We start from the raw sequence: 16,422 nt of genomic DNA on the forward strand, positions 1-16,422 counted from the left end.
TGGCTAATTTTGTGCCAGAAATCAAACTTAACGAACATTGACCATGATTACAAATGAGACTATAGTTGCTTTGTCTACCCCACCCGGACTGGGTGCTATAGGAGTAATCCGCCTTTCGGGAAAAGATGCTATTGCCATTACCAATTCGGTTTTTAGTGGCAAAAACTTGCTTGCCCAGGCATCACATACAATACATTTTGGTTTAATTAAAGATGGTGATATCGTTATAGATGAGGTGCTTGTAAGTTTGTTTGTGGCTCCTAAATCTTATACTAAAGAAAATGTAGTAGAGATTTCCTGTCATGGTTCAAATTATATCATTCAGCAGATCATTAATTTGCTCATCAGAAAAGGGGCTTCAGCAGCTAAGCCAGGGGAATTTACGTTAAGGGCCTTTTTAAATGGAGGGCTTGATCTTTCTCAGGCAGAGGCTGTTGCTGATCTGATATCTTCAGATTCAGCCGCTGCTCATAGTGTAGCTATGAACCAGTTAAGGGGTGGTTTTAGCACAGAATTAAATGTGCTGAGGGAACAGCTGATCCATTTTGCTTCGATGATTGAACTTGAGCTTGATTTTGCTGAAGAGGATGTTGAGTTTGCCAACAGGGGGCAGCTACAGGAACTGATCAATAAAATAACCCTGGTACTAAATAAGCTTATACGCTCTTTTGAACTGGGTAATGTTATAAAAATGGGCATCAATACTGTGATTGCCGGCCGTCCAAATGCAGGTAAATCAACATTATTAAATGCTCTGTTAAATGAAGACAGGGCTATTGTAAGTGAAATTGCCGGTACTACACGGGATACGATAGAGGAGCTGCTTAACATTAATGGCATCAATTTCAGACTGATAGATACAGCAGGTATCCGTGAGGCAACTGATGCGATTGAGGTTATTGGAGTAGAAAAAACCATGCAAAAAATTAGTCAGTCGGCTGTATTGGTTTATTTGTTTGACGTAGTAAATATTTCTGCTACAGAAGTAAGGGATGATATTTTAAGTTTACATAAACCCGGAATTGCGTTTATTGCCGTTGCAAACAAAATGGATCTTTCTTACAGCGACCGGTTAAAGGAACTGAAATTGCCTTCTGATATCAGCTTTATTTCTATTTCTGCTAAGGAGCATCAAAATATTGAAGACTTTAAACAATTGTTGTATGAAATTGCAGTAGGAGATAAGCTTTCAGATAACCATACGATGGTTACCAATATCAGGCATGTTGAGGCTTTGGAAAAGACCCGTGCTGCTTTAAATAATGTAGCTGAAGGTTTGCGTAACCCTGTAACATCTGATTTTTTGGCTATGGATATTAAACAGGCGCTCCATTATCTAGGGCTCATTACAGGAGTTGTATCTACGGATGACCTGTTGGAAAATATCTTCAGTAAGTTCTGTATTGGCAAGTAAACCCACAAAACACCACAAATAAAAACAATATTAAACTGCTTATAATCAATTATTAAACGATTTTTTGTTGAATCGTATTTCGTCCCTTTTTGACCGATTTTGTCCCCCGTTTGTCCCTTTTTTTGAATTTTTCACAAGTGCAAAATCACAGGGGGAAATTACTTCACTTATTTACCCTTAAGTTCAGTTAGGTACACTAACGGATAGTGTAATTATCCGAAAGAGAATTATCATCTTTATTACAAAGTCGGTTTACTATTGCCATAAAATCCCATGTAAATAATGTGTAGGAAGTAGCAAAATTTGTGTCTTTGATATACTTGGGACACTTGTACATTTGAAAATCAACGAGACTTTGAAGTCAAATTTATAATCATTTGTGAGCAATGTAACATCACATTTGTATGACCAAGGAAAAAATTATTGCATTGAGCGGATTTTTGACCGGATTTGTAAGTGAATTTTTTATGTGTTGATGCATTAATGAATCCAAAGCTATTATAATTTTATAATGACAGAATTAAAACTTAGAAGTCGAGACTGGTTTGGCCGTAAGGGCAAAGACGGGTTAATTTATCGTGCATGGATGAAAAATCAGGGTGTACCGGCACATCAATTTGAAGGTAAACCTGTCATTGGAATCTGTAATACTTGGTCTGAACTAACACCATGTAACGGACATCTGCGTGAACTGGCAGCATCTGTAAAACATGGAATTTACGAAGCAGGAGGTTTCCCTGTAGAGTTTCCGGTATTGTCATTGGGCGAAACATTGATGAAACCTACAGCCATGTTATACCGGAATTTGGCAAGTATGGATGTAGAGGAATCTATCCGTGCCAATCCCTTAGATGGTGTGGTACTACTTTGTGGTTGCGATAAAACGACTCCTTCCTTAGTAATGGGCGCTTGCAGTGTAGATCTTCCTTCTATTGTGGTTTCGGGAGGCCCCATGCTTACCGGGAAATACAAAGGGGCTGATATTGGAACCTCTGATGTTTGGAGGTTTAGTGAGGCCAGCCGATCTGGAACGATGAACATGGAAGACTTAGAAATGGCTGAAGCTGGCATGTGCCGGAGCAACGGAAGCTGCGCCGTAATGGGCACAGCCTCAACAATGGCCTGCATGGTAGAATCTTTGGGTTTGTCTTTACCACATAATGCAGCGATCCCTGCAGCCGATTCGCGTCGTAAAGTTTTAGCGCATTTATCTGGTATGAGAATCGTTGAAATGGTGAAGGAAGATTTGAAATTATCAAATATCCTAACGAAAAAAGCATTTGAAAATGCAATTATGGTTAATGCTGCTATAAGCGGATCTACCAATTTTGTAATTCATTTGCTGGCAATTGCCGGGCGTATTGGTGTTGATCTTAGCTTGGAAGATTTTGATTTGCTTGCTAAAATTCCTTTGATGGTTAATTTGCAACCATCGGGACGCTATTTTATGGAAGACTTATACTATGCAGGCGGATTGCCTGCGGTATTACAAGAATTAAGAAAGGAACTTCACACAGATTGTATAACCGTAAACGGCCGAACTATTGGAGAAAATGCAGCGAAAGGGGTTTGCTACAACAGAGAGGTGATCTCTACCTTGTCTGATCCGTTTAATCCCATCTCGGGCGTTATTGTATTAAAAGGTAATGTTTGTGAAGATGGTGCTGTGATGAAACCTGCCTGTGCAAGTGCCAGTTTGATGCAACATGTGGGTAAGGCTGTGGTATTCGAAAATATTGAAGATTATAAGGCCCGTATTGATGACCCAGATTTGGAAGTAGACAAAGACAGTGTTCTAGTATTAAAAAATGTAGGGCCAAAAGGCTATCCCGGTATGCCAGAAGTAGGAAATATGGGCATCCCTAAAAAGCTACTGGCTGAAGGCGTAACGGATATGGTACGTATTTCTGATGGGAGAATGAGCGGAACAGCTTTTGGTACTGTTGTGCTCCATGTCTCACCAGAATCGGCTGCAGGAGGTACATTAGGGATCATTCAAAATGGCGATGTCATTGTACTTGATGTGGCAAACAGGAGCTTAAATGTGCAGTTAAGTGAGGAAGAAATAAACCAGCGGAAAGAAAATAAAGCGACTGCGATTGAGCATGCCGACAGGGGATATGTACGTTTATATGTAGATCATGTACAGCAAGCACACTTAGGAGCAGACCTGGATATTTTGCGGGGTAAATCTGGCAGTGCAATATTAAGGGATTCTCATTAAGGTGATATGCGAGCACCTTTTCAAATAGATATAGTTTCAAAGCATAGGTGCCAGCTGGGAGAATGTCCTGTTTGGGATGTGAAGAAACAAGTAATTTGTTGGATAGATATCCTTAGGGGAGAAATCCATCAATATAGCCCAGTAGATAGCACACATGTCAAACTGGCTGTACCTCCATTGACCGGATCAATGGCGCTTTGTAAAGATGGAAATTTTATAGCGGCGCTAAGAAGTGGAATAAGTTTTATCGACAGGAAAACCGCTGAGATAAAATTCATTTCAAATCCGGAAACTCACTTACCTTTTAATCGGTTTAATGAGGGGAAATGTGACCCAGAAGGAAGGTTTTGGGTTGGAACCATGTCGCTTACAGATGAGGAGAAAAAAGGCAGCGTGTATGCACTGGACGAAAAATTAAAGATAGATAAAAAAATCACAGAGGTTTCTATATCCAACGGTCTGGCTTGGAGCGGTGACAAAAAGACATTGTACTACATTGATACGCCTACTTTCGAAATCGTTTCTTATGATTATGATAGCAGTACAGGCACTATAACGAATAGGAAAGTGGTGATCAAAGTTTCGGAAAAAGATGGATACCCTGATGGAATGACCATTGACAATGAAGGTATGCTTTGGGTAGCCCATTGGGATGGGTGGCAAATAACACGTTGGGATCCTATAAATGGTGAAAAATTGTTGAGCATTCCTATGCCGGTTGCCAGAGTAACTTCATGCACCTTTGGTGGTAAAAATCTAAATGATTTATATGTTACTTCAGCAAGAACCGGGCTCAGCACATCTGATTTAAAAAAGCAACCCGAGGCTGGGGCCATTTTTGTAATCAGGAATAGTTCTTTCAAAGGCTTACCTGCTATCGAATTTAACTATTAATTATATATACATAGGAAACTTATCCGGTTTGGATAGCCTGATAGCGAAAAGCCATGTATTCTTGATTTAGTTGTAACAATCCTTGCACTTGTAAATAGTGTATTGAAAACGGCAAATAGGGTATTTTGATTACCTGAAAACTGAGCATACTTTAGGAATGCTAAACAAATAGATTTAATTTACCAAATATAAAATGATGAATAACAGGTTTGAGAACCAGGTGGCCGTTGTATCTGGCGGAGCCGCTGGAATCGGTAAGGGTATTGCCCACAGGATTGCAGCAGAAGGAGGCACGGTAATTCTTTTTGATATTAATAAAGCTTTATTGCAAGATGTTGTGGCCGAATTCAGAGCGTTGAATTTTACGGCAGATAGTTATGCCGTAGATATTTCTGATGAAAACGCGGTGAAAGCTGCATTTGAAAAGGTTGAAGAATTATATAGTAAAATTGACGTAATGATTAATTCAGCCGGTATTGTAGGCCCTACAAGTACTAAAATAACGGATTACCCTGTGCATGCCTATGATAGAGTTTATGCCATTAACTTACGTGGTAGTTTTTTAATGGTCAAATATGCGATTAAGGTAATGGAGAAGAATGATTATGGGCGGATATTATTAATCGCATCAATTGCGGGCAAAGAAGGCAACCCATTTATGGCGGGATATTCATCCATGAAGGCAGGGGTAATCGGTTTGGTTAAAGGAATTGGTAAAGAGTATGCCGGTACCAAAATCACAATCAATGGCCTAGCACCAGCAGTCATTGGCACTGCAATGAACAACGAAACATCGCCTGAACAGCTGGCATACATGATCAGTAAAATCCCTATGAACAGGCTCGGTACCGTAGAGGAGGTGTCTTCCATTTCGACGTGGATAGTTTCTGAAGAAGCAAGTTTTACTACAGGTTTTGTGTTTGATATCTCTGGGGGTAGGGCAACGTATTAATTCTATATGAAAAGAGAAAATCAATCATCTATAATGAAAAAGGCAATTATTTTGGGCGGTTCTTCCGGTATCGGAAAGGCTACCGCAGAAAGGTTTGCCAGAGAGGGATGGACTGTTATAATTGGATCATCTAACCTTAAAAAAGCTCGCGGTGTAATTGACGCGCTGGAAGGACAAGGCCATATGGCTTGTGAGGTTGATGTGAGAAACGAGAAGCATATAGCGCAACTTCGTAAAACTGTGACCGAAGTTTTTGGAGATTTTGACGTGCTCATAAACAGTGTGGGAATTTCTGCAGCCAGTGATTCCCTTATTTCGGAGTTTGACAACTGGGACGATTCAATTCAGACCATGTTATATGGTACTGTAAAAAGTTGCAGAGCATTAGTTTCACTAATAAAAAATGGAGGCCGCATTATTCACATTACTTCTATCCATCATGAACGGGTAGAACATGGTAGTTCTGCCTATGGCATGGCTAAGGCCGCAATTACCCAATTTACCAGATCCCTTTCCCTCGAATTAGCTTCTAGAAATATATTAGCCAATACCATTGCTCCCGGCTTTATTAATACACCTATGTCTGTAAAAGCTGATGGAAAGAGTGAATTGGAAACTAAGTGGTTTAAAGACAATTATATTGATTCTCATCACTTGCCTTTAAAGCGTGCGGGTGAGCCTGAGGAAGTTGCCGGAGTAGTCTATTTTCTTGCAGGGCCCGATGCTTCTTACATAACAGGTTCTGTTTTAACGGTAGACGGAGGTTTAACCATCACTTTTTAATCACAAGTTTAAAACAAAAATATGTCAGCACCATTTACTTCATCCACAACGCAGTTGGAACGTAACAAAAGTTCGGCAAAGAATCATACTTTCTCCTTAGTTATTCTTACCACGCTGTTCTTTATCTGGGGTTTTATTGTGAGCATGAATGATGTGCTCATCCCTAAACTGATGACAGTTTTTACGCTGCTTCACTGGCAGGCTATGTTGGTACAAACTTCGTTTTTCGGAGCATACTTTATCATCTCACTGGCCTATTTTGTACTTTCGGTTACCCGAGAAGATCCGATCATGAAAATTGGTTACAAAAATGGGATTATTGCAGGACTTTTTGTTTGTGCTTTAGGTGCCTCACTATTTTATCCTGCGGCAGCATATAAGAGCTACGGCTTTTTTTTAGGGGCCTTGTTTGTTTTAGCATCAGGAACCGCCATTTTGCAAATTGCTTCCAATCCTTATGTCACCATTTTGGGATCGCCAGAAACTGCTTCTGCACGCTTAAATCTTACACAAGCTTTCAACTCTTTAGGAACAACAATAGCACCAATTCTTGGTGGTTATTTAATTTTTGGGACTATTACCGAAGCGGTAGAAGGTACAAACGCAGATTCTGTGAAGCTTCCATATATTGCTTTAGCCGCTGCACTGATCCTCATTGCAATTATGATCAAAACAACTAAGCTTCCTCGTATTGTTAAGGATCATGTACATATTAACCATGCTGGTTCTTTAAAACATCGTCACCTCATACTTGGTGTAATTTGTATTTTTGCCTATGTAGGTGGGGAGGTAACGATAGGCAGTAATTTTATGAGCTTTTTAAAATTACCGGCAATTGGCGGTTTTGAGGCAGAAACGGCCAAAACTTACCTGGCCTTTTTCTGGGGTGGCGCAATGATAGGCCGCTTTTTGGGTGCCATTGCATTGGGCAATTTCGAACGTAACAGCTACAAATATGGCCTTATGTTTTTAATTAGTATTGCTGTATTTATAACCGTCTATACTTTATATAATTTTCAACTTGCAGCGGTCATGTGTTGTCTTGTTCTTTTTAATGCTGCTATTTTCCGCCTAGCTAATTTCAAATCTCAAACAACCTTAAGTTATTTTGCAGCAGCAATAATTCTTCTTTTATTAATGGTAGCTTTTACAAATGGACAAATTGCCCTTTGGTCTATCATCGCAATTGGTTTTTTTAATTCGATCATGTTTCCTACTATATTTGCCTTGGCTGTTAAAGGATTGGGTAGTTATACTAGTCAGGGCGCTTCATTGCTAATTATGGCTTGCGTAGGTGGCGCAATTGTACCTCCCTTGCAGGGATATTTTGCGGATATCAGTAATAATCTTCAGCTTTCATTTACGCTACCAATCCTTTGTTATGTTTACGTGCTTTTCTATGGGATGAAGGGTTATAAAACAGACATCATTCTATAGGTTTTAAACAAGTTGTTTTCGATTTCTAATACAATATTTACTATATTAAAAGCCTAAATATCGATGGCTAACAATACGAGAATATGAAAATGACCTTTCAGCACCAAGCTTCGCTTATAGACATGAGCTTCACGATAAAGGAGTATTTACAACCTCACTTTACGTCTCCTTTTCATTTTCATGACTCTTATGAACTTATCTATATCGCTAAAAGCTTTGGTAAGCTTTATTCTGCCAATAACATTGTTCACTTTAATGAAGGTGAAATTTACCTGCTTGGATCTGGCTTTGCGCATTGTTTTTATAACGATAAAGAATTCATCCGATCGGGCCAAACTGCTCACGCGATCGTTGCTTTTTTTAAAGAGGATTTTTTGGGCAAGGATTTCTTCAGCAAAGGAGAACTCACTAAGATTAAGGACATGCTGGACAAATCGGTTTACGGAATTAAAATTTCAAACAGTCCGGACAATGTAAAGTCTGCCTTTCACAAATTGGTTAGCAGTAAGGGAATGGATAGCCTCTTGATCTTATTAAACATGTTAAACAATTTGTCAAACCTGAAAAAAGAAAGCTTTTATTTCATCAATTCATCCACCATAAAACCATCTTTGAATTACAATGACTCAAGGAAACTCGAATCAGTGGTAAACTATGTAGTCGAAAATTTTAAAAATAACCTAGATAGTAAAACAGCCGCTTCTCTAGCCTGCTTAAATGAGGCCGCCTTTTGTAGATATTTCAAACGGAGAACGGAAAAAACATTCTCGCAGTTTGTAAATTATGTACGGGTATCGCATGCGACCAGCTTACTTTTTAAGGAGAATATAAGCATAGCCAACATCTGTTTCGAATGCGGATTTAACAATATTTCCTATTTTAACAGGCAGTTTAAGGAAATTATGGGCCAAACGCCCTTGGAGTACAGAAAAGCTTTTGCTTACTCGGAACAGGAAAACACAGCAGTGGAAGCAGCACAATAATTTTGGCTTAACCTAACAAGCCTAATTACCTCTTTATTAAAAGCGTAAATATAGTATCAGTTCACGCAAACCATGTATTTTTTTCATTTGATTATCTAGTGTATTTTCGGATTGGTAATTTTTGACTATCCAAAAGAATTTTCCACTAACCAAATATATTATGAAAATTAGAGAAGTTAATCCATTACATTGGTGTCTTTTGGCCGTTATGGTATCGATGGCTAGTTCCAGTTGTACAAAAGAAGCCAAGTTGTCTGGAGATCATGCTAAAGCTGATCTTGAAGGCAGTAAACCCGTAGAAAACAGCGCACAGGTAGACGATGTTACTACTGCCGCTACAGTCTTGTCTACCGTTTATAAAGGCATAACTATTACCTTTCATCAAAACTATGCAGTAGGCACAGTGAACTCAGGCAGGGGTGCTGCCAATTACTATGATTATTCTGGATTTATGATGTTAGATCAATCAACTACGCAGTACAGACTCTATCATGGAGGACGTTATCTAGATGCATACTCCGATGGCGACAATATATTTTCACGCAGAGTGATCAAGACTGGAGGCGGAAGCCTTGCCAACTGGAATTCAACAGCATCGTATGTTGAGCCGGCTTTGAATCCAACAGCAACGGTTCATCCCTCGGCATTTTGGCGCCAGCCCGAAGATGTGGGATATGATCCCCATATCTGGGACAGTGGCAATTTCTTGGAACCTGAGTGTATCCGTGTGGGAGGCCTCTACTACTTATTTTCTCAGGTAGAGATCCGTCCTGGAGACTATATAGATTTTCCTGCAACAGAAGTCGCAGGTCCCAGCCCTGCAGACAGGATTCGCCTACATACCAGTGTTAATGGTGGTTCCCAATGGCAGAAAGTTTTCCCTGGTGGCGTAAACCGTGGTGTGGTATATAATTTACCAGCTGCTACCCGTCGCCAAATCAAACTCACTCATCAGGAAATGATCTACGAACCTGGAACTGATAAACCATGGGTAATGTATGTATTCTGGCAAAACAATGGAGTTAACCAAGGACATGTACGCATACGATCTGCTGATCCCGGGACTTTTGACTGGCCTACGAGGGAAGCCTGCTCCGGAATGGCTCAGTTAGGAAATCAGATAGGATATACAGATGTCCCAAAAAGCGGTGGTGGAACTGCCCGTCTATACTTTCGCATCACGATGGCGAGCGACAATGGCCATTTGGTGCCGTCCTTTCAGTTCTCAAGCGACGGGCTAATATGGGGCTTCGGTTCAGCTACATTAAAACTGGTTGGTCATCCAACATTAAACAACTACTTTCTTGGCTTCTCTACTGTAGATGGAACGGGACAACTACCGCCAGAAGGCGCGGCTAATAATTACAACATGTTGTATGTATCTTCGGCAGCAGTTGGATCTGGCAATGCAGATATTTGGAATTCCGATATATGGATGGGTAAAACCCAAATGCAGCTAACAGGAACACTGACGCCATAAAATCATTTTTAATTATGAACAAATTAAAATCATTGTACCTCCTGCTCATCACGCTCTCCTGTGCACTTAATGCGCACGCATTTATTGTATTACCAGACGTAATTACCGACAATATGGTGTTGCAACAAAAAGACGAAACCACTTTTTGGGGCAAGGCAGCGCGTGGTAAGAAAATCATGATTACGCCCTCATGGAACAATAAAACCTATACCACTGACATTGATGCCGATGGAAATTGGAGGATAAAGATCAAAACTCCAGCTGCTGGTGGACCATATAACATTACTTTCAATGATGGCGAATTGCTTAAATTAAAGAACGTCATGATCGGAGAGGTCTGGTTATGCTCCGGACAATCGAATATGGAAATGCCTTTAGCAGGATGGGGTAAAATTAAAGATTACGAAAACGAAATTGCAAATGCCAAATATCCGAATATTAGGATTATACAAGTTAAAAAGGCAATCAGTAGTCAGCCTCAAAAAGATTTTAAATCCAATACCAAGGGCTGGCAGGAGTGTTCTCCATCAACCATAGCAAACTTCTCTGCAACGGCCTATTTTTTTGCCAGAAAACTTATTCAAGACAAAGACATAGCCATTGGCCTAATTGATGCCACTTGGGGAGGAACGCTTGTCGAAGCGTGGACGAGCGCTGAAGCCATTGGCAAAGTAGATATCTTTGCTGATACGGTCAAAAAATTTCAGGCTATGCCCGAAACAACAAGATTAACGAATCCCCATAAGCCTACTTTATTGTTTAATGGCATGATCAATCCCTTTTTGCCTGTAGGTATTAAAGGCGTAATTTGGTATCAAGGGGAAAGTAATGCTTCGAGAGCCTATCAATATCGGGAACTGTTTCCTTTGATGATTAACAATTGGAGGGCAAAATTCAATAGGCCTCAATTGCCATTCCTTTTTGTACAGCTCGCTAGTTTTCAAGCCATTAATCCACAGCCAGCGGATGCAGCCTGGGCAGAGTTAAGAGAAGCGCAAGCGATGGCATTGAATTTAAAGAATACAGGAATGGCAGTGACCATAGACATTGGCGAAACAGCAGATATTCATCCTAAAAACAAACAAGATGTAGGCAAGCGCCTAGCCTTGGTGGCCCTAAAAAAGGTTTATAAGGAAGATGTGGTAGCTGAAGGCCCAATGTACAAATCTTATAAGGTTGCCGGCAACATCATAACGGTCAATTTCAAACCATCTAGTGTAGCTTTAAAAACAAGTAATGGGAATGCGCCCATGGGTTTCGCAATAGCTGGGGCCGACAAAAAATTCTATTGGGCAGATGCCAAAATTATTGGGAATAGCGTAATTGTCTCTTCAAAAGAAGTTAAAAATCCTGTTGCAGTTCGCTATGCCTGGGCAAACAATCCCGTTTGCAATTTGATCAATGATGCAGGTTTGCCTGCATCGCCTTTCCGTACAGATGATTGGCCGGGAATTACCGTCAACAAAAAATAATGAAGAATATTTATAAGGATGGAATGAGCATCATTAAGCCTACGAAGACGTTCACATGTATGAAGCGAAAATTGAAGATACCTATGCTGTTCATGAAGAATGGGTTGCCAGATTTGCAGGTGGAATTTATCTACCAAATGCATTATGCAACAGCAAAATGCAGGCTAACCGATAAGACTTACTATAGAACCACATATTCATATTTTTACAATACAGAGCGATGAAAAAGAGAATTCTTTTAAACTATTTTAACCTTTGTGCGCTATTTGCTGCCCTTGTCCTTACCACAACGCCAAACGTTCCATTATCAGCCTCTCCAAACGTTACTGGCCGAACTATCTCAAAAGACACTTTATTCAATAAAAAAGCCACCTTGAAAATAATGGAGCGCGTGGCAGATTGGCAGCTGAACACCTGGAATACCAAAGGCTTTAAATTTAAAAAATACGATTGGACTAACGCCACGGGCTATACTGGGCTCTTCGCGCTTAGCCGGATCAGCAAAAAGCAGGCTTATTCTAACATGCTGATCGAGATAGGCAACGAATTGAACTGGAATACTGGCCCCGACCGTTTCATGGCCGATGACTACTGCATTGCCCAAACGTATGTGCAGCTTTATCAAAACTATAAGGATGAAAAAATGGTTAAACCATTCAGGGCACTAGCGGATAGCATTGTCGCTGCGCCTTCTTATGAATCACTTGAATGGGCACCTAGAATCAAGTCTCGAGAATGGGCCTGGTGTGATGCGCTTTTTATGGCGCCAACCTCACTGGCCTACCTGTCGACCGCTACAAAAGATCCCAGCTACCTCAATAAGGCATGTAAATTATGGTGGAAAACCACCGAATTCCTGTACGACAAAAATGAACACCTCTTTTCGAGGGACAGCCGATTTATCAATAAAGTTGAAAAAAATGGGAAAAAGGTGTTTTGGTCCAGAGGCAATGGATGGGTATTGGGCGGATTGGTCCGTATGCTAGACAACCTGCCAAAAAAACATCCAGATAGGCCTAAATTTATAAGTCTTTACAAAGAAATGACCACAAAGATCGCCTCCATACAACAGGCTGATGGCAGCTGGAGGACATCCTTGTTAGATCCGGACAGCTATCCAACTAAAGAAACCAGTGGAACGGGCTTTTATTGTTACGTAATGGCCTGGGGAATAAATAACGGCATGCTCAACAAAACTGAATATTTGCCTATCGTTAAAAAAGCTTGGATAGCCTTAACCAGTTCGGTTGAGCCGAATGGCATGTTGGGAAGTGTGCAGCAAATTGCTGGCGCGCCTACTAACATTGCAGCAAACAGTACCGAGGTGTATGCGGTGGGTGCGTTTTTGCTGGCAGGTTCAGAGCTGTATAAGATTTTTTAAAACAAGCTTTTGAGATTAATGAGGGACGTTAGTTAGCTGCCTTAAAATCTTTGCTGTTTTAATAAAGTTCTTAAGCCTATCCCAGTCTTCCAGTCCATTCGTCTGCGAAGACCTGAGATAGCCAGGCATACCAAAGCTTTGCCACAAGCTATTGAAAAAATTATTCGAAAACATATAGTACTGCAATTAATGAATCTAAAAACCACTGGTATAGTCTTAGTATTAAGCACTATCGTATGCTTTCCCTGCATTGCACAGAAAAATCTGGAACAATCCTTTAAGGTAACTCCAGATACCATCCAAACCAGCGTGTACTGGTATTGGATGTCCGACAATATTTCGAAGGATGGGGTTGTAAAAGACCTCTACGCGATGAAATCGGCGGGTATCAATCGTGCATTTATAGGTAATATTGGTTACGAGACTACACCTTACGGTAAGGTGAAGCTATTTTCAGCCGAGTGGTGGGACATTATGCATACGGCACTAAAGACAGCTACAAACCTCAATATTGAGATTGGTGTTTTTAACAGTCCGGGCTGGAGTCAATCCGGTGGTCCCTGGGTAAAACCAGTGCAGGCCATGCGCTACTTGGCGTCTACTAAGGCCAACTTCGTTGGTCCTAAACAGCTTAATGTACAACTAGAAAAGCCAAAAGGCTATTTTCAGGATGTAAGGGTCATTGCTTATAAGACACCGAAAGCATATGGCAATTCGATTGCGGTGCACAAGCCCAAATTGAGCAGTTCAATTTCAGTTCAAAACATTAACAATCTTATTGATGGCTCAGAAAACACTACGGTAGACATCCCTGCAACTGAGTCAATTACGATTGATCTCGAAACCAGTTCAAGTTTTACGGCCAGGAGTTTAGTGGTATACCCAGCGCATAAAGGCCTAAACGTAAATGTAGAGTTGCAGGTTAAGAAAAATAAGGAATATGTATCCGTTAAAACTTTTTCCGTAAATAGGACGAACAGCAATCTACATGTGGGATTTAAACCTTATGGTCCCGTTGCTGTTTCGATTCCGCCTACAATTGGGCATAGTTTCAGATTGGTATTTGGTAAGTCAGGAGGTTTCGGGCTTGCAGAGGTAGTCCTATCGCAAACACCTGTAGTAGAAAGCTACACTGAGAAAACATTGGCTAAAATGTTCCAAAGTCCATTACCGTATTGGAATGAATACCAGTGGCCAGATCAGCCATTAATAGATGATCTCAGCCTTGTGATAGACCCAAAAACAGTGATAGATATCACGACATTTATGAACGCTGAAGGACAGCTAAAATGGGATTTACCCGCAGGTAATTGGACCATTATGCGTACCGGAATGCTGCCTACGGGGGTTAAGAATGGACCAGCATCCCCTGAAGGCACCGGCCTAGAGATAGATAAGATGAGCAAGGAACATGTAGCCAATCATTTCGATGCGTTTATGGGTGAGCTGCTTAGAAGGATTCCTGCGGCTGACCGCAAGACCTGGAAAGTCGTCGTGCAAGATAGTTACGAAACCGGTGGACAGAATTGGACTGACGATATGATTGAGAAATTTAAAGCCAGTTTCCATTACGATCCGCTTCCATACTTACCTGTAATACAAGGAGAGGTAGTGGGCGACCAGAACCAATCAGACCGTTTCTTGTGGGATTTACGACGGTTTATTGCCGATAGGGTAGCTTATGATTATGTAGGCGGATTACGAGATATTAGCCATAAACATGGCCTTACAACGTGGTTGGAAAACTATGGCCACTGGGGTTTTCCTGGCGAGTTTTTGCAGTATGGTGGTCAGTCGGACGAAATAGGTGGTGAATTTTGGAGCGAGGGCGAGTTGGGTAATATAGAAAATCGTGCAGCTTCCTCTGCCGCGCACATCTATGGTAAAACGAAAGTATCAGCAGAATCATTTACTGCAGGCGACAAGCCCTACCAGCGCTATCCATATATCATGAAGCAGAGGGGGGATCGCTTCTTTACAGAGGGAATTAATAACACCCTGCTGCATCTTTTCATCCAGCAGCCATCAGAAGATAAAGTACCAGGTATCAACGCCAATTTTGGAAACGAATTTAATCGACACAATACCTGGTTCAGTTATATGGACTTGTTTACAGGCTACCTCAAGAGAACCAACTTTATGTTGCAGCAAGGCAAGTATGTTGCCGATGTGGCTTATTTTATCGGCGAGGACGCGCCAAAGATGACTGGTATTACCGATCCAGCACTTCCAGCAGGCTACTCATTTGATTACATCAACGCCGAAGTAATCCAGACCAGAATGAAAGTAAAAGACGGCCGAATGGTATTGCCAGATGGAATGAGCTATAAATTATTGGTATTACCCAAACTCAAAACAATGAGACCGGAGTTACTGGCCAAAATAAAAGAGCTGGTAGCACAGGGAGCAAACATCCTTGGTCCAGCACCGGAGCGGTCGCCCAGTCTTGCAAATTTTCCTGAGGCAGATGCCAAGGTGAAGCGCATGGTAACCGAACTTTGGGGAAATGTGAACGGCACAACTATTAAAACCCGCAAACTTGGGAAGGGAACTATTATGTCTGGCATGGATATGAAGCTTGCGTTAAATGCATTAAACATCCTTCCCGATTTTAAGACCAATACCACAGATCCTGTGTTGTTTATCCACAGATCAGGTCCACAGGCAGAGCTATATTTTATCAGCAATCAAAGTGAGAAGCAAATCACATTTTCGCCAACATTCCGCTCGGTGGACATGCAGCCCGAGTTGTGGGATCCTGTTACGGGTAAAACCCGCGTGCTCTCTGAGTTATCTGCAAATGGCAGTAGTACTACTATTCCGCTAACACTTGAGCCACTCCAAAGCATATTCGTCGTATTCAGGAATCCACTTGTGGCCAGTCCCATCCGCGCAATTAATTTTCCTGAAGCTAAAACAATTGAAGAAATTAACGGTCCATGGAAGGTTACTTTTAATTCCCAGATGAGAGGCCCTGAAAAGCCGGTAATGTTTGACACCTTGATAGACTGGACCAAGAGACCTGAGGAAAGTATCAAGTATTACGCAGGAACGGCAGTTTACAGCAATTCCTTCAGGGCAACAAAGCCAGTTAAAGGAGAAAGAATTTACCTGTATTTTTCTGAAGTTAGCGTAATGGCCAAGGTGAAGGTAAACGGCACCGATGTAGGCGGCATGTGGACCGCACCATGGCGGGTAGACATTACCGACGCTATAATTAGCGGCGTAAATACATTAGATATTTCGGTGGTGAACAACTGGGTTAACCGCCTCGTAGGTGACAGCAAGTTACCGGAAGCAAAACGTAAAACTTGGACCAATAATAATCCTTACACTCCAGATAGTAAACTCGTGCCTTCAGGCTTAACAGGCAAGGTAGTGGTAAAAACCATAAAATATTAA

Annotated in this window: 11 protein-coding genes; all 11 read left to right on the forward strand. The window is 41.2% G+C overall.

Translation table 11 applies throughout. The features are described from left to right. Positions 1-43 precede the first annotated feature (43 nt). The 11 genes from mnmE (at position 44) to HDC92_RS06390 (ending at position 16,422) form a co-directional block, all read left to right on the forward strand. The gene (gene mnmE / locus HDC92_RS06340) at positions 44-1,414 is read left to right on the forward strand and encodes a tRNA uridine-5-carboxymethylaminomethyl(34) synthesis GTPase MnmE (RefSeq protein ID WP_183873097.1); all 1,371 of its coding nucleotides are present in this window, start codon (positions 44-46) and stop codon (positions 1,412-1,414) included. Positions 1,415-1,925: 511 nt separating this feature from the next. Beyond that, entirely contained in the window at positions 1,926-3,638 is a 1,713-nt protein-coding gene (locus HDC92_RS06345; protein WP_183873099.1) for an IlvD/Edd family dehydratase, read from the forward strand. A gap of 6 nt (positions 3,639-3,644) precedes the next feature. Next, the gene (locus HDC92_RS06350; RefSeq protein ID WP_183873101.1) at positions 3,645-4,532 is read left to right on the forward strand and encodes an SMP-30/gluconolactonase/LRE family protein; all 888 of its coding nucleotides are present in this window, start codon (positions 3,645-3,647) and stop codon (positions 4,530-4,532) included. A 193-nt stretch (positions 4,533-4,725) separates the two neighbouring features. Beyond that, the gene (locus HDC92_RS06355; RefSeq protein WP_015808130.1) at positions 4,726-5,484 is read left to right on the forward strand and encodes an SDR family NAD(P)-dependent oxidoreductase; all 759 of its coding nucleotides are present in this window, start codon (positions 4,726-4,728) and stop codon (positions 5,482-5,484) included. A gap of 33 nt (positions 5,485-5,517) precedes the next feature. Beyond that, positions 5,518-6,267 (forward strand): SDR family NAD(P)-dependent oxidoreductase, encoded by a 750-nt coding sequence (locus HDC92_RS06360; protein WP_036674529.1) that lies wholly within the window; start codon positions 5,518-5,520, stop codon positions 6,265-6,267. 21 nt (positions 6,268-6,288) lie between these two features. Then, positions 6,289-7,704, forward strand: coding sequence for a sugar MFS transporter (locus HDC92_RS06365; protein ID WP_183873103.1), 1,416 nt, complete (start codon positions 6,289-6,291; stop codon positions 7,702-7,704). A gap of 83 nt (positions 7,705-7,787) precedes the next feature. Next, entirely contained in the window at positions 7,788-8,687 is a 900-nt protein-coding gene (locus tag HDC92_RS06370; RefSeq protein WP_015808127.1) for an AraC family transcriptional regulator, read from the forward strand. 160 nt (positions 8,688-8,847) lie between these two features. Next, on the forward strand, positions 8,848-10,167 hold the full coding sequence (locus HDC92_RS06375) for a hypothetical protein (RefSeq protein WP_183873105.1): 1,320 nt from the start codon (positions 8,848-8,850) through the stop codon (positions 10,165-10,167). A gap of 14 nt (positions 10,168-10,181) precedes the next feature. After that, positions 10,182-11,639 carry a sialate O-acetylesterase gene (locus HDC92_RS06380; protein ID WP_015808125.1) on the forward strand — a complete coding sequence of 486 codons (1,458 nt, stop codon included), beginning with the start codon at positions 10,182-10,184 and terminating at the stop codon, positions 11,637-11,639. 220 nt (positions 11,640-11,859) lie between these two features. Continuing rightward, positions 11,860-13,020: a glycoside hydrolase family 105 protein gene (locus tag HDC92_RS06385; RefSeq protein WP_015808123.1), complete on the forward strand. Its 1,161-nt coding sequence runs from the start codon at positions 11,860-11,862 to the stop codon at positions 13,018-13,020. Between the two features lie 189 nt (positions 13,021-13,209). Further along, a complete protein-coding gene (locus HDC92_RS06390) occupies positions 13,210-16,422 on the forward strand; it encodes a glycosyl hydrolase (RefSeq protein WP_183873107.1) in 3,213 nt (1,070 codons plus the stop codon).

The organism is Pedobacter sp. AK017 (assembly GCF_014200825.1).
Classification (GTDB): Bacteria; Bacteroidota; Bacteroidia; order Sphingobacteriales; family Sphingobacteriaceae; genus Pedobacter; species Pedobacter heparinus.